General features: G+C 62.1%; 21 protein-coding genes and 3 pseudogenes. 18 read left to right on the top strand and 6 right to left on the bottom strand.

Features of this window, described 5'->3' with window-relative positions; genetic code table 11:
* Nucleotides 1–20: 20 nt before the first annotated feature.
* From ACYQ8K_RS19540 to ACYQ8K_RS19525, 4 genes and pseudogenes are all read right to left on the bottom strand, one after another.
* Nucleotides 21–524: an IS30 family transposase gene (locus tag ACYQ8K_RS19540; RefSeq protein WP_459971535.1), complete on the bottom strand. Its 504-nt coding sequence runs from the start codon at nt 522–524 to the stop codon at nt 21–23.
* 531 nt (nt 525–1055) lie between these two features.
* On the bottom strand, nt 1056–1595 hold the full coding sequence (locus ACYQ8K_RS19535; RefSeq protein WP_459971533.1) for a hypothetical protein: 540 nt from the start codon (nt 1593–1595) through the stop codon (nt 1056–1058).
* A gap of 817 nt (nt 1596–2412) precedes the next feature.
* Nucleotides 2413–2642 (bottom strand): annotated as a pseudogene (locus ACYQ8K_RS19530) (hypothetical protein); the annotation flags it as partial.
* 178 nt (nt 2643–2820) lie between these two features.
* The gene (locus ACYQ8K_RS19525) at nt 2821–3333 is read right to left on the bottom strand and encodes an SDR family NAD(P)-dependent oxidoreductase (RefSeq protein ID WP_459971531.1); all 513 of its coding nucleotides are present in this window, start codon (nt 3331–3333) and stop codon (nt 2821–2823) included.
* A gap of 106 nt (nt 3334–3439) precedes the next feature.
* On the opposite strand from ACYQ8K_RS19525, the gene ACYQ8K_RS19520 reads away from it, so the two are divergent.
* From ACYQ8K_RS19520 to ACYQ8K_RS19480, 9 genes and pseudogenes are all read left to right on the top strand, one after another.
* On the top strand, nt 3440–4498 hold the full coding sequence (locus ACYQ8K_RS19520; protein ID WP_459971529.1) for an amidohydrolase family protein: 1059 nt from the start codon (nt 3440–3442) through the stop codon (nt 4496–4498).
* Between the two features lie 246 nt (nt 4499–4744).
* On the top strand, nt 4745–6256 hold the full coding sequence (locus ACYQ8K_RS19515) for a flavin-containing monooxygenase (RefSeq protein ID WP_459971528.1): 1512 nt from the start codon (nt 4745–4747) through the stop codon (nt 6254–6256).
* Between the two features lie 505 nt (nt 6257–6761).
* On the top strand, nt 6762–7298 hold the full coding sequence (locus ACYQ8K_RS19510) for a TetR/AcrR family transcriptional regulator (RefSeq protein WP_459971527.1): 537 nt from the start codon (nt 6762–6764) through the stop codon (nt 7296–7298).
* Nucleotides 7295–8644, top strand: coding sequence for a cytochrome P450 (locus ACYQ8K_RS19505; RefSeq protein WP_459971525.1), 1350 nt, complete (start codon nt 7295–7297; stop codon nt 8642–8644). Before ACYQ8K_RS19510 ends, ACYQ8K_RS19505 begins: the two co-directional genes overlap by 4 nt.
* 13 nt (nt 8645–8657) lie before the next feature.
* Nucleotides 8658–9331, top strand: a pseudogene (locus ACYQ8K_RS19500) (LLM class flavin-dependent oxidoreductase); the annotation flags it as partial.
* Nucleotides 9332–9377: 46 nt separating this feature from the next.
* Nucleotides 9378–10598, top strand: a complete 1221-nt coding sequence (locus ACYQ8K_RS19495) for a hypothetical protein (RefSeq protein ID WP_459971523.1) — start codon at nt 9378–9380, stop codon at nt 10596–10598.
* A gap of 59 nt (nt 10599–10657) precedes the next feature.
* The gene (locus ACYQ8K_RS19490; protein WP_459971521.1) at nt 10658–11473 is read left to right on the top strand and encodes an SDR family NAD(P)-dependent oxidoreductase; all 816 of its coding nucleotides are present in this window, start codon (nt 10658–10660) and stop codon (nt 11471–11473) included.
* Nucleotides 11466–12353 carry an IclR family transcriptional regulator gene (locus ACYQ8K_RS19485; RefSeq protein WP_459971520.1) on the top strand — a complete coding sequence of 296 codons (888 nt, stop codon included), beginning with the start codon at nt 11466–11468 and terminating at the stop codon, nt 12351–12353. The genes ACYQ8K_RS19490 and ACYQ8K_RS19485 overlap by 8 nt, the downstream gene beginning before the upstream one ends.
* A 28-nt stretch (nt 12354–12381) precedes the next feature.
* A pseudogene (locus ACYQ8K_RS19480) lies at nt 12382–13469 on the top strand (NAD(P)H-dependent amine dehydrogenase family protein).
* Between the two features lie 717 nt (nt 13470–14186).
* On the opposite strand, the gene ACYQ8K_RS19475 reads toward ACYQ8K_RS19480, so the two are convergent.
* The gene (locus ACYQ8K_RS19475; RefSeq protein WP_459971518.1) at nt 14187–14756 is read right to left on the bottom strand and encodes a TetR/AcrR family transcriptional regulator; all 570 of its coding nucleotides are present in this window, start codon (nt 14754–14756) and stop codon (nt 14187–14189) included.
* A 105-nt stretch (nt 14757–14861) separates the two neighbouring features.
* Nucleotides 14862–15026 carry an MmpS family transport accessory protein gene (locus tag ACYQ8K_RS19470; protein ID WP_459971516.1) on the bottom strand — a complete coding sequence of 55 codons (165 nt, stop codon included), beginning with the start codon at nt 15024–15026 and terminating at the stop codon, nt 14862–14864.
* A gap of 398 nt (nt 15027–15424) precedes the next feature.
* Here ACYQ8K_RS19470 and ACYQ8K_RS19465 point away from each other — a divergent pair, with 398 nt between their 5' ends.
* The 9 genes from ACYQ8K_RS19465 to ACYQ8K_RS19425 form a co-directional block, all read left to right on the top strand.
* Nucleotides 15425–16267: an SDR family NAD(P)-dependent oxidoreductase gene (locus tag ACYQ8K_RS19465; protein ID WP_459971514.1), complete on the top strand. Its 843-nt coding sequence runs from the start codon at nt 15425–15427 to the stop codon at nt 16265–16267.
* Nucleotides 16264–16641 carry a hypothetical protein gene (locus ACYQ8K_RS19460; protein ID WP_459971512.1) on the top strand — a complete coding sequence of 126 codons (378 nt, stop codon included), beginning with the start codon at nt 16264–16266 and terminating at the stop codon, nt 16639–16641. Before ACYQ8K_RS19465 ends, ACYQ8K_RS19460 begins: the two co-directional genes overlap by 4 nt.
* Nucleotides 16642–16752: 111 nt before the next feature.
* A complete protein-coding gene (locus tag ACYQ8K_RS19455; protein WP_459971511.1) occupies nt 16753–17601 on the top strand; it encodes a TIGR03621 family F420-dependent LLM class oxidoreductase in 849 nt (282 codons plus the stop codon).
* A 509-nt stretch (nt 17602–18110) separates the two neighbouring features.
* Nucleotides 18111–18995, top strand: coding sequence for a TIGR03619 family F420-dependent LLM class oxidoreductase (locus tag ACYQ8K_RS19450; RefSeq protein WP_459971509.1), 885 nt, complete (start codon nt 18111–18113; stop codon nt 18993–18995).
* Between the two features lie 8 nt (nt 18996–19003).
* On the top strand, nt 19004–20146 hold the full coding sequence (locus ACYQ8K_RS19445; protein WP_459971507.1) for a sulfotransferase family protein: 1143 nt from the start codon (nt 19004–19006) through the stop codon (nt 20144–20146).
* Complete coding sequence (locus tag ACYQ8K_RS19440; protein WP_459971505.1) at nt 20136–21494, top strand: hypothetical protein; 1359 nt, start codon at nt 20136–20138, stop codon at nt 21492–21494. Before ACYQ8K_RS19445 ends, ACYQ8K_RS19440 begins: the two co-directional genes overlap by 11 nt.
* Nucleotides 21495–21519: 25 nt before the next feature.
* On the top strand, nt 21520–22134 hold the full coding sequence (locus tag ACYQ8K_RS19435; RefSeq protein ID WP_459971503.1) for a nuclear transport factor 2 family protein: 615 nt from the start codon (nt 21520–21522) through the stop codon (nt 22132–22134).
* A gap of 28 nt (nt 22135–22162) precedes the next feature.
* Nucleotides 22163–22810, top strand: coding sequence for a TetR/AcrR family transcriptional regulator (locus tag ACYQ8K_RS19430; protein WP_459971502.1), 648 nt, complete (start codon nt 22163–22165; stop codon nt 22808–22810).
* Between the two features lie 21 nt (nt 22811–22831).
* Nucleotides 22832–23032 (top strand): SDR family NAD(P)-dependent oxidoreductase (locus tag ACYQ8K_RS19425; protein WP_459971500.1); only part of this gene is annotated, 201 nt, incomplete at its 3' end.

Below are 23032 nucleotides of genomic sequence, written 5' to 3'. Positions count from 1 at the left end.
AGATCTCGGCTGGCGTTCGGTCATTGAGGACGCGTCGGGGCCGGTTGTTGAGTTCGTTGGCAACGTGGGCCAGCTCGTTGAGGCCGTGACGGGACAGGTCGGTTCCGTTGGGAAAGTATTGGCACAGAAGCCCGTTGGTGTTTTCGTTGGTCCCGTTGCCAGGGGCTGCCCGAATCGCAAAAGTAGACCTTGGCGGCGGTGGCCGCGGTGATCTGCAGGTGGCGGGCCATCTCGCTGCCTTGGTCCCAGGTGGTCGATTGCAGCAGGTGGGTGGGTAAGCCGTCGACCGCTCGTAGCAGTCCGTCATGCAGATCAAAGGAGTCGGGGCGCTGGAGGTAGATGAGTTTGACGAAGCGGGTGTGTCGCTCGACGAGCGTGCCGATCGCTGAGCGGTGCTGAGGGCCGACGATGACGTCACCTTCCCAGTGCCCGGGTTGGGTGCGGTCATACGGTGCGAAGGGGCGTTGGTGCACGCTGAGCATCGGTTCACCGAAGCGGCGCCGGCGTCGGGTAAGCCCCCGCATGTGGGCGCGTCGGTGCGTCCGCTGCGTAGCGGTGAGGCGGCGGGAGGGCGTAGCAGCGGGCTGTTGGGCCGGTATGGGTACGCGACTCCAAGCCGACCGCGGGTAGACGTCACCCGCGCCGCCCTTTGGATGACCTGAGGGGTCCACCGAGAACCGCGTCGTCGACACCTCTCAGACACCACCGGGCCTTTTCACGCCTGTGTCGGTTCTGGGGGCTATCGTCCGTCTTCGCACAGGAGATGGGAGACGAAGTGGGCAAGCGAGGAGACAGGACGCGGCAAAAAATCGTGCGCGCGAACGTAAAAGGCGCCGCCATCAGACGGGTGACCTGTCAAAGGAGTGCTGTGGGGGTAACAACCATGGACTCGATCGGGCTGCAAGCAGGAGTCGCGCCGAGTATTCAGTTTCGGTCGGTTTGGGTGAGCGACTGAACGGTGCGTTCGGAGCGAGCATGCAGCGGGCAGAGCAGTGCTGAGGACGCCCGGAATCGCTGTCTGGTCGGCAACGCTGGATGACGGGCTCCCGATGGCTTCAAAGCCCGGCGCTCCGTGTCGGTGCTCCAAGAATGCCGCGGTTGGATTTCAGCGAATAGAGCGTCTCGTGTGTGGCCACCCGCTCCGTCGCAAGCTCAGCCGAGACCATCGCTTGAGTTTTGAACACGCGCGCGGCGTTGCCAAGCGTGTAGCGCAACGCTTTTGACTCGTGCGGAGCGACGCGTCGGCCGTTGGGATCCCACAGCCAGACGTTGGTATGACGATCCCGGCTCGCCTTTACAATATGTCGGCGAAGTGCTTGGTCACGCTCGTACAGCTCAGTCGAAGCGACGACCAGATTGACGTTTTCCGCCGAAGGCCACGATGCATAATCGATCTCGCGGGCACTGATTCCGAGGATATTCAGCGCAGAGGACTGGGCGGGTTCGCTAAGCATCACCGAGATCTTCCATCCTTGCCTCGCGTGATCGAACAGCCACCCCCCGATGCCGACGACCACATCGTGAGCACATGTGGCGATGGTATGTATTTGGTAGGCCCGCGGCCACTCCGGGGTGATCACGATGCTTGCGCCCACCAAATGTTAGGAACCCCAGTGGTTGTGGGCGCGGACAGGACCGCACACAGATACGTAGTTGAGCCGCCATGGTTGCTTTCACCTGCCCGATCGCGGGCAAGATTTTGGGGGTGGACGCAGGTCGCGGCCTGGTTGAGCGACCAAACTATGAGACGAATGTGAGACCCCTGACGAATTTGCAGTATCTATAACGCAATCCACACGGTAGCCGTGGGTGCATCAAATCGGCCCGATGAAGTCTCACTGGCTGAAACACACCGTCACTGGCTGTGCCGCACCATCCACCGCCGCGCAGGCCAGTGCTCGACAACGATTTCGCCGCAATCACCTTGGCCTCAAACCGATCGCGGGCATCTGATTCAGCCAGCGCAACTTGAGTCTTCTCCATCTCGGCGTTGCGATAACTCACCGTTAGCGAGCATTAGATAATGGTGAACGGGAAGCGATGACCGTCCTTCGAAACGCCAGGACAGCCCATCACCGATTTTGGCCATGGTAACTTCGCGTGGTTCGCGTGTGGGTCGGTGCCCGCTGATACCATTCAGTACCCAACCCTGTTGACTCCCACTAACTTCGACATCGCCGTCAGGTCGATCGCGCGAACGATCGCTTGTCACGGCCGCACTTCGCGGGGGCCGATCAGATCCACCCACGCGCGATCCTGATGTGCCAGAGAAGCGTTCAGCAGCCATCGGTCGCCTTGTCGACTCGCCGAGACGTAGGCACCCCGGGTCAAACAACGGATGCAATTCGAGTGCCCGCAATGCTCCTCGGGCGATTGAGTGGGGACCCACAGTAATTCACAACGAATTCGCCGTATGGTGATGACGTCATCGCCCTCAAAGTCGAGCGCCTGTTGGATCCGCTTGGCATAAATCGGGCTGCGAGTATCCACTCTTCGATCGCGATCTGCTCTATGCCTTCGCGGCTCAATGCTCTTGTGCACCAGGGCATTCCGGGCTGATCGATTATGAATCCGCTCAAGAGCAGCTCTGGTAGGAGCGCTGTGAGTTCAGCGTGGCTTAGTTGGGCGTAGCGAGATGTCATCAGTCGTGGTCCTCTCGTTGTGGTGGCTCCCGAGCCACATCACCTGCCGGGCGGGCCCTTCGAGTAGGTGGCACCCGTGAATTCGTGCGCGCCGCGCTCCGCTGTGGGCCGGCCCAGATCAGGGTGCGTGGGTTGGTCGAAGGCCAGTGGACAACGTGGTGGCGGCTCGGGCCCGGCTTTATCCGCATAGGTAGTCCATCCCTACCCGCCGTCGGTGTCCGATTCGCCGCGCCACGGTGGGTTGATGACGGTGCTCAGGCAGTCGTCTACCCAGCCTCGCAGGGTGCGGGGCCATGTCACCCGAGCGTGAGGAAATATTCACGATCGACCCGGCGCCGTCGGTGTCGACCATGGCTTGCGCGGCTAGCTTGCTCAGCACAAAGGGTGCCACGGCGTTGAAGTGCAGTGCGGTCCCGGGGTATTGCGTCGACGTCACCATCGCGGGCCGGGGTTGTGTGCCGCCGGCATTGTTGACCAGGATGTCGAGCTTGCCGAAGTGGGCCAGCGTCTCGCGCACCAAGTTGGCGAGGTCGTCTTCAACCATCACGTCGGCGATGACCGCCAGTCCACGCTGCCCGGTGGCCTCAATCTGGCGGACGGTTTCGTCAAGATCCGCTTCCGATCGGGCTGCCACGACCACGTTGGCGCCGGCTTCAGCCAGCGCGATCGCAATGGCGCGCCCGATACCCACGCCAGCGCCGGTTGGCCGTTGGGACGCAATCGAAGAGCAGGATGAAACGAACCGGTGTCGGTGGGAAAGTGATCTGCGCTTAAACGTCCTCGAAGCAGATGGCATCGTGGCGGAAGTATTTTTCCCGAACACTTTGCCGCCGTTTTTCCCCTCGTCGGCGGTCTTTGCAAATCAACCCCGGGATCACGCGGAGTACGAGCGGCGAGTGGCCGGTATACGGGCCCATAATCGTTGGGCAGTGGACTTCTGCAATGTGGTACCTGGCCGGCGCAAAGCGCCCGTGCAGATTTTCCTCTTCCACATTGATGACGCATTGGCGGACATTAAATGGGGGCTCGACAACGGTTTAGCCGGCGTCTTGATGCCTGCGATTGCGGCGAAGCATCCACTTGAGGGGCTTTGGTCTCGGCGCTATGACCCGATTTGGAATCTCTGCGAGCAGCTCGACACGCCCGTTGTCCAGCACGTCGGAGCGGGCACGCCCGATATGGGATTCGATCCCGCTGAAGGTGCCGCCCTCATGTATGAGGTCTATTTCTATGCGCGACGTAGCTTTTACCACATGGCCTTTGCAGGTGTATTCGAACGATTTCCGGCGTTGAAGCTCGTAATGACTGAGGAAGGCCTCGCCTGGACGGTGGAAGAGCTGGAAAAACTCGATCATTACTATCGGAATGTACTTGAAAATCCCGAAGTCGACCAAGCGAAGTTCTGCTACGCAGCGCTGAGTGAGCTGTCGAAGTCACCGAGCGAATATTTCCACTCCAACTGTTGGATCGGGGCAACAGCGCTCCCTCCGGCGGAGGTCGGGGCGCTAGAGGTCCTTAATCACGAACAGGTGATGTGGGGCTCTGACTATCCGCACCCTGAAGGAACGACGCCGTTCACCACCGTTGCTCTGCGGGCATCGCTTGCCGAGAGTTCCCCGGAACTATGTCGGCGTCTTCTATCTGAAAACGCAGCAGCGCTATACGGTTTCGACCTCGACCTGCTGAATCCGGTGGCTCAACGTATCGGGCCACTAGTCAGTGATGTCCACACTCCGCTCGACGCGTATCCGGAGGGCTCATTGCTGCCGATCTATATGGGCAACCTGAACCCGCGGGACGGTGAGCAAACCGGATTTTGCGGCCAGGTCGATGCCATCGTGGGCACTAGAGCCTGATGTGACGGGGATGTGTTCTCCTATCGCTTTGGCAGCCCATGCTCGATCTGGGAGATCGATACGGAATGCGAGCGGTACTCGTGACTGAATCGACAGCGCGGTTGCGCGCAAGCCGGGCCGGCCGCTGTTGAAAGAGGTTTGTGGGCACGTGCGGAACGACGCTGACCACGACCCGCTCGAGGATCACCCGTCGACCACTCCCGTGATCATTCGTCGACCGTTCTGATTAGGCGCTGAGAGGTTCGCATGGCTGTCGCTCCCTGGGAAATCGCCGACCGCATACCGGCCGACGATCGCTACCTCCACGTGCTTGTCATTGGTGCGGGCATCTCGGGAATCGACGCCGCCTACCGGATTACCGGACGGAATCCTGGGGCGAGCTACGTGATCCTGGAGCGCCGGGCTCGCATCGGCGGCACCTGGGACCTGTTCCGCTATCCCGGCGTGCGCTCGGACAGCAGCATTTTCTCGTTTTCGTTCCCGTTCGAACCCTGGACCCGGGAGGAGGGCGTGGCCGACGGCGAACACATCCGCGAATACCTCGCCGCCACCGCCCGCAAGTACGGCATCGACCGCCACATCGAATTCAACAGCCATGTCCCTTCGGCGAACTGGGATTCGGCCACCGACACGTGGACGGTCATTTTCGACCGCGACGGGGCGCGCCAGAAGATCCGCTCCCGCTTCCTATTCTTCGGCAGCGGTTACTACAACTACGACCAGGGCTACACCCCTGACTTCCCCGGCGTCGAAAACTTCTCCGGCACCGTCATCCACCCCCAGTACTGGCCCGAGGACCTCGACTACGCCGGCAAGGACGTCGTCGTCATCGGCAGCGGCGCCACCGCCGTCACCTTGCTGCCGTCGCTATCGGACAAGGCCGCGAAAGTGACCATGCTGCAACGCTCCCCGAGCTATGTGGCGTCGGCGTCGAAATACGGCAAGTTCGCCGCTATCGCCCGTAGACTGCTGCCCCGCAGGGCTTCTCATATGGCAATCCGGACGCAAGCTGTGCTGATTGAGGCGTTGTTTTACCTGATATGCCGCAAGGCGCCGACCGTTGTGAAGTGGATGCTCCGACGCGAGGCGATCAGCAGTCTGCCCACCGGCTACGACGTCGATAAGCACTTCAAGCCGCGGTATAAGCCGTGGGATCAACGGATGTGCCTGATCCCCGATGGGGACCTCTATAAGGCCATCAAAGGCGGTCGAGCCGAAGTGGTCACCGACCAAATCGACAGTTTCCAAACCAACGGCATCGCGCTGCGTTCCGGCGGCCATCTCGACGCCGACATCATCGTCACCGCCACCGGTCTGCAGCTCCAGGCGTTGGGTGGGGTCGCGATCAGCCTTGATGGCGTTGAGATTAATCCCGCTGACCGCTTCGTCTATAAGGCGCACATGCTCGAAGACGTGCCCAACCTGTTCTGGTGCGTCGGCTATACCGCAGCATCGTGGACGCTGCGGGCAGATATCACCGCCAAAGCAACGGCTAAACTATTGCGATACATGACCTCTCGCGGGTACACCCACGTTTACCCCCACCGCGGCGACGAGCCAATGGCCGAGAAGCCGTCGTGGGACATCAACGCAGGCTACGTGCTGAGGTCGTTGAATGTGCTGCCGAAGTCCGGCACCAAGCGGCCGTGGGATGTGCGGCAAAACTACCTCCTCGACGCTATCGATTACCGCTTCGACCGAATTAAGGAGGCCAGAGTATTCGGCCGACTTCATGACCGGGCACCTCTGAGGGGCTAAGTGCTACTCGGCTTATTCTAGTAACGGCACTTTTGGGTCTATGCATGCTGTCCGCACGCGACCTCTCTGCCAAAACCTCTCTGCCAAAAACGTGGCCGCGATACGTCAGAATCAACTCGGACCTACCGAGGACCGAGACGCACAAGGTGCTCAAGCGCGAGCTGAGCCAGCAGGGCGTAACCCGAGAGGCTGAGCAGCTCTGGACGCGGGCTCCTCGTACATTCGACTATCAGCGCGCCGAAGAGCGCCATCGCGAGCATGTCAAACGACTTTCATAATCTGAACACCTGTCCTATTTGAACAGCTCAGAAGACAACCACTATAGAACATCGTCGTTGAACTGGGCGGTGGCTACGCGCGTTCACCCGTATTTGGCAACACATTTCGTGAGCTATTGCCATTCCGGGCAGATTCACGCTAACTTGAACAGGTGTCTGGAATAAGCGTGGAAGCGGCTGTACAAAAGCCCGTGCTTCGGCGGAAGAACACCCGCGCTGAGCAAAGCGTGCGCAAGCTGCTCGACGCCGCCGTTGAAGAACTCTCACAGTGCAGTTACGCGGCTCTCACCGTGCGCTCGGTCGCGGCGCGGGCAGCGGTGTCGACCACGACGGCCTACACGTATTTTCCGTCCAAGGACAAGCTGATCGCCGAGACCTACCTACGCCTCCTGCGGGATGCACCCGCTCATGTGGACGTCAACGAAACCGCCGAAGTGCGCGTAAAGGCGCAACTCAGAGAGTTCGTACTGCTCGTCGCCGACATGCCGCTGCTCGCCGACGCCTGCACCATGGCCATCATGGCCGACGACATCGCAGTGGACGATGTTCGCAGCCAGATCGCCGGAGAAATCGGTCGCCGCATCACGTCCTCGCTCGGTCCCGGATACTCCCCGGAGATCGCAGAGACCCTGCACATGATCTTTTCCGGAGCCATGATGCACGCGCGGTCCACCCCCGGCGGCTACCGAAAAGTGGCTGACCAAGTGGACCTGGCGGTCGAGCTCGTCCTGCACTCCGCGCAACCCAAGGGGCTCACGCGATGACTACCGCTATGGTGCCCCGGGTTTCTGGCGGCGAAGAAGAGCACGGCCATCTTGAGGAATTCCGCACCGACCCCATCGGTTTGATGAAGCGCATCCGCGAGGAGTGCGGTGACGTCGGCTGGTTCCAGCTGGTCGACAAGCACGTCATCCTGCTGTCCGGCGCGAGCGCCAACGAGTTCTTCCGCTCGGCCGACGAGGAGCTCGACCAGGCCGAGGCGTACCCGTTCATGGCACCGATCTTCGGCAAGGGCGTGGTGTTCGACGCCAGCCCGGAGCGGCGCAAGGAGATGCTGCACAACTCCGCGCTGCGCGGCGAGCACATGAAGGGCCACGCCGCCACCATCGAGGGCGAAGTCAAGAACATGATCGCCAACTGGGGCGACGAGGGTGAGATCGAGCTGCTCGACTTCTTCGCCGAGCTGACCATCTACACCTCGACCGCCTGCCTGATCGGGCTGAAATTCCGCGAGCAACTCGACTCGCGGTTCTCCGAGTACTACCACGACCTGGAACGGGGCACCGACACACTGTGCTACGTCGATCCCTACCTGGACATCGAGAGCTTCCGGTTGCGTGACGAGTCGCGCGTGAAACTCGTTGCGCTGGTGCAGGAGATCATGGATCAGCGAATCGCCAATCCGCCCAAGAACAAAAGCGATCGCGACATGCTCGACGTGCTGGTGTCGATCCGCGACGAAGAGGGCAATCTTCGCTTCTCCGCCGACGAGGTCACTGGCATGTTCATCTCGCTGATGTTCGCCGGGCACCACACCAGCTCGGGGACGTCGGCGTGGACCCTGATCGAGCTGATCCGACACCCCGAGGCGTACGCCGACGTCCGTAAGGAACTGGACGAACTCTACGCCGACGGCCAGGAAGTGAGTTTCCATGCGCTGCGGTCGATTCCGAAGCTGGACAATGTAGTCAAGGAGACCCTGCGGCTGCACCCGCCGCTGATCATCTTGATGCGAGTGGCCCAGGGCGAGTTCGAGGTGCAGGGCTTCCCGATCCATAAGGGCGATTTCGTCGCCGCGTCGCCTGCGATCAGCAACCGGATTCCGGAGGACTTCCCCGATCCGAACGCGTTCAAGCCGGACCGCTACAACAAGCCCGAGCAGGCCGACATCGTCAATCGGTGGACGTGGATTCCGTTCGGCGCGGGCCGGCACCGCTGCGTGGGTGCGGCGTTCGCGCAGATGCAGATCAAGACGATCTTCTCGGTCCTGTTGCGCGAGTACGAGTTCGAGATGGCACAGCCGGCCGACAGCTATCACAACGACCACTCCAAGATGGTCGTGCAGCTGGCCCGGGCCGCCAAGGCCCGCTACCGCAAGCGCAGTGCCTAGTGGTCCGTCTGCGATTTCATCTGGCGGAGGGTGTCGTATGAAGCGACGTCGGCTCGAACCGCTGCAGCGGCGTCTACCCGTTCAACGTGATTGCATCACGCTGGCGAAGTCGATCGCGACCTTAGATCACCTTTCGGGCGGCCGGGTGGAGGTCTGCGCGGGGTTCGGCTGGAACCTCGACGAATTGGCCGACCACAGGGTTCCGGCTGACCGGCGACGGACCATGCTTCGTGAGTACCTCGAAGCAATGCGGGCGCTGTGGACAACGGAGGAAGCGTCCTACAAGGGTGAATTCGTCGACTACGGACCTAGCTGGGCATGGCCGAAGACCGTCCAAAAACATGTCCCGGTGCTCATCGGCGCCGCCGGCACCAGCAAGAATTCAGGTGGATCGCGAAGCATGCCGACGGTTGGATGTCGACCCCCGCTGATGCTGACATCGACGAATCAGTCAAATCCTTGCAGGCCGAGTGGGATTTGGCTAGCCGTACCGGACGGCCGCGGATCGTGGTACTCGACATGCACAAGCCCGACCGACCGCGACTGTCACGATGGGCGGACCTCGGTGTCTGCGAAGTGGCCTACGGGTTGCCTGACAAGTCGACAGACGAGGTCGAGGCACATCTCACCAAATTGAGCGACAGACTCGACTCCTTCGGCTCGATCGGCGTCGCCGCCGCACGCTAAACGCAATCCCGCCCACCGTCGCCACCTATCGAAAGACAGCCCGCCCATGACGTCTCGCTACGCACAACTGAATCAAGTCGAGCTGGCTGCGCTGCTCCCCGAGCTTCTGCTCATCGGATTCTGGATTGATCGTGCCGGCATGCCCTGGTGCACCTTCGAATTCGGCCGAGAGATCATGGAGCAGATCGCAATAGACGAGTGGGTGGTCGCAAGTCCTATCTACGCCAAGCGAATTCAGAAGGCGCTGGACTTCGAGGGCGACGACGTACCGACGATCTTCAAAGCTATGCAATTCGACATCGGCGCGCCGCCGCAGCTCATGGACTTCCGCTATGCTCTGCACGACAGCAATCACGGTGAGTTCTGGCTCGATCATTGCGGCGCCCTAGTCGATCTCGAGCCGTTGGGGAACGATTACGTGCACGGGATGTGCCACACCATCGAAGACCCGACCTTCGACGCGACCGCGATCGCCACGAACCGACGTGCCCAGATGCGGCCGATCCATCGACCCCCGCGTGTCCCCAGCGACCGCCATCCCCACTGTGCATGGACGGTCACGATTGAAGACCACTACCCAGAGGCCACCGATCCGCCAGGCCTAGCGGCAATGCGACAAACACGTATCGCCACGCTGGAACTGGACCCGATCGACCGCACCGAGCCCGGCAAGTCCGACTACGCCGGCGATCTCGTCAGCGACGTCGACTTCCGCGAATTCTCCCATTCGGCGCTGGTACGCCTTGCCGACGAGGTATTCGTCGAAATGCATCTCTTGGCTTTGGGTTTTCACCGGGCCTTGCAACAGCGCTGCGACCCCGAGAACGCACGCTCCATCTACACCGCCCAACTGATCGGCTTCAGTGCCTTTGCGGCCGAGCGGCTGCGCGATGCGCTCGGCGTAACGGCTGACATTGACGGCGCCATGAAAGTTCTCGAGTCGCACCCGCTGATCAACCCGGCAGCTTACGTGACAGCCACAATCACCAACGATGCGCTGACAGTGACACGCTCGCCAGCCCACGACGACGCTGCCTGGATCTCGCTGGTAGGCCCCAACGAAATTCGCCCTTTGCAGGCAATCGTGCGCGCTGTGAGTCCCACTCTGGACGTCGAGATTTCCGGTGATGGCGAATGCTGGACTGCACGAGTGACCGACGGCCATGCCCCAGTACCTGAATCGCCCGAAGTCAGGATGGGAAAAATTGGGAGTGCCCCGGGCTGGAAATTCGAACAACGACGATCACTACCCCTGACAGTGCTGTGAGGCCTGGCTGACATGAAACCGGTGGCACCAGCCATTCATTCAACGAAAGGACCGCAACGGTGGCCGACCGTTTGAGGAACAAGGTAGCGATCGTCACGGGCGCGGGCAGCGGCATCGGCGCAGCCACGGCCTGCGCGATGGCCCGTGAGGGCGCCTCCGTCGTCGCCGCGGAAATCAACGCCGACAACGCAATTGCCGTCGTTGACGAAATCCGATCAACGGGAGGGTCCGCTGTAGCCTCACGCACTGATGTAACTCAAGACGCCGAAGTCGCGGCGATGGTCAAAATCGCAATCGACGAGTTCGGTCGGCTCGACATCATCCATAACAACGCGGGCGCGGCTCAGGAGGCAATCGACACTGACGTCGTCGACACCCCAGAATCGGCGTGGCGGCACGCTTATGACGTCGATCTCATGGGCGTGGTATTGGGTTGCAAACATGCCATCCCGGAGATGGTGAAGACAGGAGGCGGCTCCGTCATCGTGACCGCCTCAGCCGGACCGCTCTTTGGCAGCAACACCCTCATCGCTTATGCCGCCGCGAAAGGCGCAGCACTCGCGGTGACCAAGTACATCGCAACAAGCCATGGCCGCCAAGGGATCCGCTGCAATGCCATCGCACCGGGACTGGTACTCACCCCCGGCGCCGAGAGCGTATTTCCCAGCCAAGGCCTGTTGGATGCAATCGCCCGCCACCAGACCCTGCAAGGCTTCATCCGGCCTGACGACGTCGCACACCTCGCAGTCTTCCTTGCCAGCGACGAATCGCGATTCATCACCGGTCAAACTCACATCATCGATGCGGGTGCGCTGACGATGGGGTCCGCGGTGCCCGACGTCAATGATGTAGTCAAGGAGCTCTTAGGTGGCTAACGATTCACAGTCCGCCGACGCGGACTGTAACCCGCGGTCGGACAGCGTAGTTCGCGCTCAGGGCGCTCACCCCGTCACTGTGCTTTCTAGACTGGACCTGCACGACGCGGACCATGGAGAGTCGCGCAGATCGGGGGTTATCGAGCGAGTCACGTTGGTGATGGAGGTATTTGGCCCGCACCGACAGTCCGCGCGCCTTGAGGAGATCGCCGAACGCAGCGGACTCCCCCGGTCGACCGCATTCCGCATTCTGCGTCAACTCGTCAATCTTGGCTGGCTCGAGCACGGCGCCGACGGCTTCCGGCTAGGAAAGAGGCTGCGAAAGATGCACGGGTGCACATTGGACTACACCGACATTCGAGCAGCGGCATCGCCCGTGCTGACGGAGCTGAATCTCAAGACCGCGGCGGTGTGCCATCTCGCAGTGCCAGACGGTAGCTTCGTGCACTACCTCGACAAGGTCGGAGGCGCAGCAGCACACAGCGTACCGTCCCGCGTCGGCGCGCGGCTGGGCGCCGACGAGACCGTGTCCGGCCTAGCCATCCTCGCCCAACTAACACCCGAGGACGTCGACCAGCGCTACGCCGATGACCGCCGCAAAACCACCCGCGATGGAATGTGCATCGAACACCTCCACATGCGACTCGAACGCGTGCGAAGACGACGAGGGATAGCCTTTTCGGACGCGAGCCGTTGCGGCATGGGAATCAGTTCGATCGCCGCACCCGTGCTAGGACCCGATGGCGCGGTTGCCGCCATCTCGCTGGCCGCATACCAGTCCACGTGGATCGAGACTCTGGGCCCGGTCGTCGCCGCGGCCGCGAAGGCAACCAGTGCACGCTTGTTTCACCATTGGGGAACAGAACAATTAGCCCGGTAACCCGGGACCGGAAACCAGAGGAAAGTCGATGAAACGACCGATACGCGTCTTTCAAGTTGCCACCGGCAACGTCGGAACAGAGATGATCGGCCGCATCCTGGGCCACTCCGACCTCGAACTCGTCGGATTACACTGCTACACACCAGAAAAGGTCGGGCGCGATGCCGGCGAGATCGTTGGGCTACCCGCGATCGGAATCCCGGCGACGGGCACGATCGCCAACTCATTGCGGCCACACCCGATGTGGTCACCTTCCATGGCATCTTTCCAGACTTCGACTTATACGAACGCGTCCTGGAATCGGGCATCAACATTGTGACCACCGCAGACTGGATTACCGGTCACCATCGCGAGCAGAACCACCCGCACCCCTCGGGAAAATCGCCGCGGCTCGTGATCGAAGAAGCCTGCCGCCGCGGCGGGGCAACGTTTTACGGCACCGGTATGAACCCCGGTCTGTGCCACATACTCGGCGTGATCCACAGCTGCGATGTCGCGCAAATCAAATTCGTCAACGTCACCGAGTCGACTGACGCATCGTGCCATCACTCCGCAAAGACATGGTATAATTGTGGATTCGCCCGTCCCGTAGACGATCCGGCGGTGCCACAGAAGCTGGAAGTAGGCACGCGCGTATACGCCGACGGCGTCTACCTGCTCGCAGATTGCTTCGGTGTGGAACTAGATGGACCGCCCGAGTTCGAATACGAACTCGGGGCATGCACCGAAGACATCGACTTGCAGTGGTACTTCCTACCCAAGGGCTCACTGGGTGCGTGCCGCCTGCGCTACATCGGCAAGGTCGACGGGATAGCGCGCATCGAATCGGTGATCGAATTGGCTATGAGCCCGAAAACCAGTCCGGAAGTGAAGATCCGAGGCTGCTACATCACCAAGATCGATGCAGATCCGGTGATCTACAGCAGGCACCTGATCCTTCCTCGACCCGGCACCGACTTCTCGACTCCCGAGGCGCTCGCGTCGGTCGGTATGACCGTCACCGGCATGCCGGCGTTGAACTCCCTTCGTGCCGTGGTCGAAGCCCGCCCCGGATGCATTACCAGCGCTGATCTCCCATTGCGCGCCTTCGCCGGCAGTTTCGAAACGATCCAATGAAATCCGGAGGTACGCGGTGTTCGACTAACGGGCCACCGGTAGCCGCGTAGACCATCAAGATGGCCCGGCAGCGTTCACAAGGTGGCGGTTAGGGATCCGCAATGGCCACCAGCCGACGCTGCCTGAAGCGCCTTGCGCAACGCCCCATCGTGGGCGGCGTGCCCTGCGGCTGAAGGACCACCGCATCGCGTGGTCGCAAAACGCTGTCAGCAAGGATTCTCACATCGGTTGGAAGATCACGATGGCTGTCACGGCGGCGACCGGCCGGCCTGCACGACAACGCCATACGCGATGTTAGACCGCAGGCTGACCGACGGCCGTCGGGTAGATGGCGGTCGGTATTCAAGGCTGCTGAAGGCTCTTTCGACCATGTAACTGGCGCTGGTGATCCGTCGGCCACGGTCGGAGACGAGCAGCGCAACGACCTCGGCGGGTCGCGCCGAGGCGACGCATCTCAACGCCGGCCAACATGGCATCAACTGGTGCGCCGAGGACGTTGGCGAACTCTTGCCGTCGGCGCCCAAGTAGTTAGGTCTGCATCGCTGACGCTGGAAACCTATGAGTGGATCAGTTAAGTGCTTGTGCCGGACAATAACTCGTCGTTGCGTGCAGGGACGGTGATGGCGGTCAAGGCGCGCCCGGTGGCCCGTCGCAGGAGGCCGCCTCGGGCTTCCCTACGGCTGGTGGCAGCTTCGAGCCATCACGAATGGAGCTCAATTAGCCCAGCAGGTGATGGCGCAGAGTGTCGGCAATCCAATCGCGGTAGCGCTTTTGGGACCAGCCACGAGTGGCGACCAGGGTATGGTGCAGCCCGGGATCGTTGTAGACCCAAATGATGTCACGGGCCGTCGCGCGCGTTAGTCCCTTGCGCAGTCCGCCGCGGTCGGCGAGCAGATCGACGATCTGGCCCGCGCCGGTGAAGCGTTCCTCTCCGGTGGTGACCCACAGTTGGTGAACCTCGGGGTCGCAGCCGGTGGCCGAGACGATAACCTGATAGATCGGTGACACACGCTCGGCGGCATCCGCGACAATCCGAGTGTAGGCGGACACGATTTGGACAGGATCGGTCAGCTCGAACAGCCGTCGAGCCTGCGGTCGGTCGAGCAGCGGGACGGGTTCATCATCGCCGACGACCGCACGGTCATAGGCAGTTTTGAGTAGCCAGGATTTCCCGCCGGCCGCGGCAAACACTGTGGAGCGTCCCACCCCGGCAGTATCGGCGATGGCGTCAATCGAGGTGCCTGCGTACCCATATTCGACGAACAACTGCGTTGCGGCGTCGAGCACGAGCTGGCAAGTCGCTGCCGCTTGCACCGCCCGTAGCCGTGAGTGGTAGGGCCTCCGTGTGGCGGGCCCATTTTTCGCCGGACTCATAATTTATTGACAATACCTTCAGAGTTCGATAGGGGTGCGCCAGGGGCGCAGGCGTTTGGGGTTGAACTCCGTGATGTCGCTGTACGTCGCGTTGGCCATTGACCTTTCGGGGTCGGTGCCGAAGATTCCCCGTAGCCGAATGATGCAGAACCCGGCGACCGCCACGACGGCGAGGATCGGCATCCGTCGACGTGTCGCCTGTTTGTCAAACGAGATTCCCTTCATCCCCGACCTTTCGAGACCCGGCGTAACGATTTCCGCAGCCGGCTCGTCCACCGGCGCACTCGGCATCGGTGCAGATGCCGCGCCGTTCCGGGCCAGACTTCGTCAACCCACAAGACAGCACATCCCCGACTGTCAGTCTATTGAGCATACGAGCAGTATGTGTAATTTTAAGCGGCGATATTCCGGGGGCGGAAGTGTCCACACAACAAATGTGGTCCCCACACGCGCTGTCAGGCCAGGTTCGATCGCGCTCCGCTCGGCCCATCGGGAAATTAGTTGGACCATCAGAATGTTAGACGTACTGTGAGTATGATTAATATGTGGGGAGCCCAGGGCCCCGCAGGAAGGATTCTCTGATGATCGACCTCCGCGCTAAGTACGGCAGATACGCCCTCGTCACCGGCGCGTCGTCGGGCATCGGCGCCGAATTTGCCGCCCAGCTCGCCGACACCGGTTTCGACCTCGTCGTGGTGGCGCGGCGCCGTGACCGCCTAGAGGCATTGGCCGACAAGCTTCAGAGCCGGACCGGGCGGCACGTGTTCGTAGCGCCTGCGGACCTCGCCGCCCCTGGGGCGGTCGATGATCTGATGAGGCAAACTAGCGATCTAGACATCGGGCTGGTGGTGGCGGCCGCCGGGGTGATGGTGGCAGGCAAGTTCGTCGACAACGATTATTTCGCCGAGACAGCCACCGTGCAGGTCAACGTTCTTGCGCTGATGCAGCTCACGCAGCGATTTGGCGCGGCGATGGCGCGCCGAGGCCGGGGCGCATTGATCTTGGTAGCCTCCACCGTCGGCCATGCGGCCGTGCCCTATACCGCGAATTACGCGGCGAGCAAGGCCTATGTCTCGTCGCTGGGGCGGGCGTTGCATTACGAACTGAAACCGGCCGGAGTGGACGTCTTGACTCTGGCGCCGGGGCCGACCGACACCGAGGGCTTCCACGACGCCGAGGGCATCGATTTCACTGCGCTGCCAATGCCTGTGATGCCAACCGAGTCGGTGGTGCGCTTCGCGCTGAAGAAGCTTGGGCGACGAGCACTAGTCATTCCCGGCGTGATGAATCGCTTCGCCGACCGGCTGGGCAAGTTCGTGATCCCGAGCTCGTGGATGACCGCGCTGTTCGGGCGGATGTTGGCTAAAGCCACCGCTCTCGCAGGGCCCACACCGGTCGCTATTCGTGGGGATCAGGCGTCATGACCGCGCCGGCCGATGCGGACTTGATGCGCGCGGCGCAATACGACCGCTATGACCCGCCGGCAATGCTGCGGACACACAGCGTGGCGATCCCCGAGCTGCGGCCCAAACATGTTTTGAGGCGCGTCGCTGGCACCAGCGTCAACGCCGCGGACATCACGATCCGCACAGGCAAGCTGCGCCGGCTGACAGGTCGCCGATTCCCGCGCGGCACCAGGGTTCACTTCACCGGCCAGGTCGTCGACGTGGGCGCCGAAGGCTGTCTGACATCAGCTCGGCCCCCCGGGCCCTGCAGGGCGGCGGGTTGGGCAAAGCAAGTCATCGTCGCCAATCCGATCCCGTCTGACACCGTGCCACGACCGTCAACGACCGGGTAGAGCCGGCCTCACCAAAAGCGCTAAGCAACGTGATCGGGGCAGACGGATAGCTACACGCCAGCCAAAAAGGCTGGCGCTCAACCGATCCGCAACCACGAAAGGACACGACCAATGACCCCTCGACCGCTCAAGCTCGGTCTGCAGTTGATCGGCCTAAACTCGGTGCCCGAAATGGCCGAAGAAGCACGCCGCGCCGAGGAACTCGGTTTTGACGTAGTGCTGCTCGGCGACCATCTCGGCATGACCGCACCCTTGGCGCCGTTGCCGATGCTGGGCGCAGCCGCTCCCAGCTTGCAGGTGGGCAATATGGTGCTCAACACTGCCTTCTACCGTCCCCCCCTACTCGCCCGCGACCTGGCCAGCGTGGACTCGGCAACTGGGGGGCGGTTGATCATCGGGCTCGGAGCCGGCTACATCGAGCAGGAATTTGCCGCCGCCGGACTTCCGTTCCCCAGCCCCGGTGCCCGGGTGAAGCTGCTGACCGAACACGTCACCGAAATCCGCAGGCTGCTCTCGGATCCCGCCCACATTCCTGCCCCGGTCCAGGCCCCTCCGCCGATCATGATCGCCGGAGCCGGCGACAAGCTGCTCACCATGGCCGCTCAGCACGCCGACGTCGTCGCGGTTGGATCGATGGGCTCCGAAGCTGATCTGGCCGAACGAGTCGCCTTCGTCAAAAACGCCGCCGGAGCGCGCGCCGACGACATCGAGCTTCAGTTCGGCTTCTTCCAGGTCTCCATCGACGACCCCAGCGACCTGTCGATTCTCAACATGGTCGCACCCGGCGTCCCCGAGGTCGAACTGCGCAAGCTCACCACGCTAATCGATGTCCCCGTCGAAGCAGCCGTCGAACGGGTTCAGCGCCTCCACGAGGAATTAGGGATCAGCTACTTCACCTTCAACAGGACACCCGGTACATCCTGGGACACCTTCGCAAAGCTCGTGAGCACCCTGCGATAAGACATGCTGCACGACAACGCCACCAGGCTCTCCGACGCGACAGAGGCCACCCCCGCGCCTCGCGGGACTCGGCGTTGAGAGGATGCCGTGGGCATTGACGCCGCCGCCGACGGCCCCCGACACGTCGCTGCGCTGCTCACCAGCATGGGTCCAAAAGGCCGCAGAAGCGGCTGGGACAGCTCACTACTCTCCCATTTGATGGCGCACCGTTCACGCATCCGCCATTCCTGTGAGACAACCGCCACCGTCGGCTCTGCCATCGCGCCGCCCACGCTTGCTAATCAGGCGGCCTCGCCCACCGGACGAAGCGTCCGTCCCTACGGAGCCCAGGTCACCCGCTAGAAATCGCCTTCCACGAAAGCCATGACACCGAAATCACCGGCGCGGCATGCTATTCAACGTCGAGGCAATGTCGCTTGCGAGGTCGCCAAGTCGCCATATTTCCTCACTTGACTAAATGCCCATATGTACGTCACGATGTGATGGACAGACACTGGAAGAGGTGATAAATGCGTTTCACGTTCTCGGACTCGATGACGCGTTCGGAGTACGTGCCTCGCCTTGCGGTAGCCGCCGAGGCGGCCGGGTATGACGGGTTCACGATTCCCGATTCCATCGGGTATCCCGAGCATTCAGATGCCGTGTACCCCTACACAGCCGACGGTGATCGCAGCTTCCTTGAGGGCAAGGAGTTCATCGAACCCTTCGTCCTGGCCGCCCATCTCGGCGCGATCACCCAACGTATCCGCTTCAACACCTTCGTGGTCAAGTTCCCAGTCCGCTCACCGGTATTGGCCGCCAAGCAAGCCTTCTCGGTTGCCAAGCTGACCGGCAACCGACTCGGCCTCGGTATCGGCATCGGCAGTAGCCCCTTCCCTGACGACTACCTGATGGCCGGCGTAGACCCAGCGCACAAGGGTGCTCGCCTGGACGAGACGATCACGGTATTCCGGGGACTAGAGGGCGGCGACTTCTTCGAGTTTCACGGACGCTTCTACGATGTCCCCTCGATGAAGGTGTGCCCAGTGCCGACTCAACCCATTCCTTTGCTTATCGGCGGACACTCAGAGGCAGCTCTGCGCCGCGCCGCCACCAAGTCCGACGGATGGATGCATGCCGGCGGGCCTCCTGAGCTTCTCGAGAGCATGGTCGGGAAATTGCACGCGCTGCGCGCTGAGTCGGCAAAGGCCAACGAACCCTTCGAGATTCACGCTGCAAGCCCAGATGCTCGGACAGTCGACGGGTGCAAGCGTCTTGAGGACATGGGTGTCACCGATGTGGTGATAGGCATCCGAAATCCCTACATCGTCGGCGTCGATCCGCAGCGGCTGGAGACAAAACTGGCCAAGTTGGAGAAATTCGCCGAAGACGTCATCAGCAAAGTCAACCGCTAAGGCATCCTGTGAAGAACCTCTTCTACTTCGACTGGCGTACCTGGTGGACAATGATCCGGCTAGTTCGCCGCGAGCAGGACCCTGCCCGGCGTCGCCGTCACTATCGGACACTTTGCGTCGTCGTCCCAGCCATGGCAGCGCTGCACGCGGTCACGTTCGCGCTCGACCCGATCTTCTTTCCCGCCCTGCGCCGCACCGAAATTCGCAAGCCGGTCTTCGTGGTCGGCCACGCTCGCAGCGGTACGACTTATCTGCACCGCATGCTCGCCAAGGATCCGCGTTTCTCCTATGTGTTGTTGTGGGAGATGTTCTTCCCGTCACTGATCGAAAAGAAGCTGCTGCGGGCGGTGCTGCGCTGGGACCAGCGGCTAGGCGGTCGGCTGCGCAACCGGATCGACAAGCTCGACCAGCGACTCTTCGGCAAAAGCAACAAAGTTCACGAGTCGGGGCTTTTCGCGCCCGAGGAGGATGAGTTCCTGCTTACTCTGTCCTGCGCATCAGGCTTTTGGGTCGTGCAATATCCCTTTGTCGAGGAGCTGGACTTCTACTATGTCGACGACCGGTGGCCGACCGCCAAGCGCGATCGCGTGATGCGATTCTATCGGGAGTGCATACGCCGTCAGCTGGTGCTCAACGGCCCTGGAATGATGCACCTTTCGAAGGCGCCCGTTCACTGTGGTCGGGTGGAAAGCCTCATCCAGACTTTTCCCGACGCCCGCTTTGTGGTCCCCGTGCGCAACCCGTACGAGACCATTCCGAGCTTCCTCAAGCTGATGCAGTTCGCCTGGTCGGCGCGCAAGCGCTCCGAGGACGACATGCGCACCTCATTCCGGTCGTTCGTCAATTCCTCGTATCACTATTACCAGCACCCGCTCGATGTGCTCGAGGCTCATCCCGAGGTCCCAAGCGTGGTCGTGGACTACCGCGACCTGGTCACCGATCCGGCCGGCACGATGCTGCGCGTGTACGACGAGATTGAGATCGACATGGTGGCAGAACAAGAGAAGGCGCTCGCTGAGGAAAAGGGCCGCGAGTACCGGTCTGGACACAGTTACAGTCTGGAAGAGTTCGGCCTGGAAGCGGATGAGATACGCACGCGGTTGGCGCCGCTGTTCGAGCGTTTCGACTGGGAGACCGAACATGCCGGCTGAGCATGCGGATGCATTGCGCGCCGCCTGGGACGAGATGATCGATCAGCTGGGCCGGGCGCGGGAGGCCCTCGAATCACCCGAGTTGCATGCGCCACCAGAGGCCGGACCACGCGACCTGGCGGAGGGTTACCGGTACCTGCTCGGTTTCGTCTACTCCGCCGTCGAGCGCGCCTTTTTCGGGAACCCCGACTTCCCCTACTTCCGCCGCAGCCTCCAGGTACTCAATAAGGCCACCATCGAGAACTCCGACGCCATGTACCTCTCAACGCCGGTGGACGGTCGGTCCTCCTACCTGATCTCCGGTCGTGTTCAGGATTGGCGACACTGGCACGGGTCACGGCCTGCGCCAACGGGTCCCATTGCACCGCAATATCTGATCATCGAGGCTCACACCGGTTACGCCGGCGACAGCGGCGATCTTGGCGAACTTCAGCCCGGAGCACGCGGCAACACCGGCAAGCTGGACTCAGCCGAACTGCTCATCGGAGATGACGGCCGCTTCGAGATTCTGCTTGCGCCAACCCGTCCGGATGGGTACATCGGCAACTTCATTGCCACCCAACGCATCTCACGCGGTAGCGGCATGACGTTTTACGCCCAGCACGTGACGGTGCGGGTGCTCTTCCATGACTGGGCGCGGGAAGAATCGCCCGAGTTGCTGATTCACCGACTGGACAAGGTTGGTGAACACCCGCCGGCGCTGGACCCGGTCACCGCGGGTGCTGCACTGCGTCGGATCGGAGAGATCGTCGACAACCAGATCCGCTTCTGGAACAAGTTCTACGACGTGGTGCTGGAGGCCCACGGTGATCGCAACGGTGACGGAGCTACCTTCATGCCGCGCAACGACTTCAACGCCCCCGCGGGTGCGTCACTCGCGACCGGCGGCGGGCAGAGCACAAACGTCTATGCCGGCGGCGTCTACGAACTGGCCGACGATGAGGCGCTGCTCATCGACACCGAGGTGTTCAAGCGACCCGAGTACATGGGCTTTCACCTATCCAACATGTGGGGCGAGTCGCACGACTATGCCAACCACGTGAGTAGCCTCAACGGCACGCAAACCCGACAGGACGACGACGGTCACTACCGCTACGTTGTGGCCCACAGTGACCCCGGCGTCCCGAACTGGTTGGACACCACCGGGCTGCGTATGGGTTTCATGGCGATGCGCTGGACCTACTCTCAGCCCACCGATCGTCTGCCGACCGTGACCGTACGCAAACTCGCCTTTGACGAACTGCGCGACCACCTTCCCCCCTCCACACTTCGGGTGTCGCCCGATCAGCGTCGCGAGCAGGTACGCGTCCGCCAAGAGCACGTCCAACGCCGTTACCGGCAGTACTGATGTCAGTGCTTATGAAAGGAACATCATGACCGACAACTTCACTCGTGGCGAGATCGAGGCGTTCTGGGCAGGTTGGTTGGAGGTGAACCGCGAGGCCGAGCGAACGCGCGATTGGGAGCCCCTGGCCGACTGGTATTTCGAGAACGCCACCTATGGCTGGATGTTCAGCCCGGACGAGCACTTCATGGCGATGGGCCGCGACGAGATCCGCCGATGGGCGCTGGGCACGGAGATGGAGGGGCTCGACGGGTGGCATTACGACTACATGGCCACTGTCATCGACGAGAAGAACGCCATGATCGTCGGTTTCTGGAAGCAGATGTCGGGCCTGCTCGACGACGACGGTCAGGAATATGAAATCCGTGGCATCGGCGGCAGTTGGTTTGGAGTGGCGCGCGACCAGACAGACGGCGAAATCCGCTTCTCTTGGCAACGCGACTGGTTCGACTTCGCATCGACAGCGCACACCTTCGTCCAGGTCGCGAAATCGGGAAAGGCTCCACAAGCATTCCTGGACCGGATTGCGATACCGAGCATGCAGATGCCCGGTCACGTGCGTTACGCAGACCTGCCTTCGACGTTGTGGCCGCCGCCGGTCGAGGCGGGGCAGTTCGTCACCCAAAACGCGCTGGGTCAGTGACTGTGGGCGCGCGGCGGCCGAGGCGTTCGTGACGCAGCAAATCCAGCGGCGCCGCGGCCCCCGAAGCGACGTCGACGTGCGCGATGTCATCCTCGACGCCACCGAGGCGATGGCCGGGCACACCAACCCCGATGCCGTGTCGCTGCGTGCCATCGCCCGCGAGGCGAACGTGGCTCCGCGGGCGCTGTCCTACCATTTCGCGTCAAAGCGCGATCTTTTGGAAGCCGTGGTACGACGCCGCTCCGGCGTGATCTCCGAGCGCATCATGGAGAACCTGGTCGCACTACGAAACCGCGACGGCGCCATCGCCATACGGGAGGCGGTCGAGGCGGTGTTGATGCCCATCGTCGAGCTTTTCGAGCGTGAACCCGTCGGCGGCGTGCGTTGGATACGGGTCTTTTCGACGCTTAGTCACACCGAAGAGCCAGCCGATGTCGTACAGGTGGGCTTCGATCCCGCGGTTGCAAGCCTGTACTTCGAGATCGCCGAGCGGGCGCTCGGCGAGGCATCCGACAGCGGCGCACGACGGCGCATCGGTCTGGGCATGCTCAGCATGCTCGAGGTGCTCAGTCGAGTCGACCAACCGGTGTACGGCAGACCACTAGGTGAGTCGGGGCTAGACCCCGACTTCGTCGAACAACTTGCCATCTTCACCAGCGCGGGCATTGCCGGGTGATCTGAGGTCGAAAGGGACACAATGACTGCACACGAACATGAAGCACCGCGGCCGCTCGAGGGCCGAGTCGCCTTGGTGACCGGAGCCAGCCGGGGCATCGGAGCCGCAATCGCGAAGCGGTTCGCCTGTGAGGGTGCCGTCGTCGCCGTGGCCGCCAGGAGTCTGGATCACACCGCGCAGGGTGTCATTCCCGGGACTCTGCGGGAGACGGTGGCCGAGATC

The sequence above is a fragment of the Mycobacterium sp. MUNTM1 genome, from assembly GCF_054660795.1.
This window is presented reverse-complemented; position numbering and strand designations above follow the sequence as displayed.

What these genes read in the sequence shown, in the direction of transcription:
- ACYQ8K_RS19540 (WP_459971535.1), bottom strand. Translation starts at nt 524, where the DNA reads ATGCGGGGGCTTACCCGACGCCGGCGCCGCTTCGGTGAACCGATGCTC.
- ACYQ8K_RS19515 (WP_459971528.1), top strand. Translation starts at nt 4,745, where the DNA reads ATGGCTGTCGCTCCCTGGGAAATCGCCGACCGCATACCGGCCGACGAT.
- ACYQ8K_RS19505 (WP_459971525.1), top strand. Translation starts at nt 7,295, where the DNA reads ATGACTACCGCTATGGTGCCCCGGGTTTCTGGCGGCGAAGAAGAGCAC.
- ACYQ8K_RS19495 (WP_459971523.1), top strand. Translation starts at nt 9,378, where the DNA reads ATGACGTCTCGCTACGCACAACTGAATCAAGTCGAGCTGGCTGCGCTG.
- ACYQ8K_RS19470 (WP_459971516.1), bottom strand. Translation starts at nt 15,026, where the DNA reads ATGCCGATCCTCGCCGTCGTGGCGGTCGCCGGGTTCTGCATCATTCGG.
- ACYQ8K_RS19465 (WP_459971514.1), top strand. Translation starts at nt 15,425, where the DNA reads ATGATCGACCTCCGCGCTAAGTACGGCAGATACGCCCTCGTCACCGGC.
- ACYQ8K_RS19460 (WP_459971512.1), top strand. Translation starts at nt 16,264, where the DNA reads ATGACCGCGCCGGCCGATGCGGACTTGATGCGCGCGGCGCAATACGAC.
- ACYQ8K_RS19455 (WP_459971511.1), top strand. Translation starts at nt 16,753, where the DNA reads ATGACCCCTCGACCGCTCAAGCTCGGTCTGCAGTTGATCGGCCTAAAC.
- ACYQ8K_RS19450 (WP_459971509.1), top strand. Translation starts at nt 18,111, where the DNA reads ATGCGTTTCACGTTCTCGGACTCGATGACGCGTTCGGAGTACGTGCCT.
- ACYQ8K_RS19440 (WP_459971505.1), top strand. Translation starts at nt 20,136, where the DNA reads ATGCCGGCTGAGCATGCGGATGCATTGCGCGCCGCCTGGGACGAGATG.
- ACYQ8K_RS19435 (WP_459971503.1), top strand. Translation starts at nt 21,520, where the DNA reads ATGACCGACAACTTCACTCGTGGCGAGATCGAGGCGTTCTGGGCAGGT.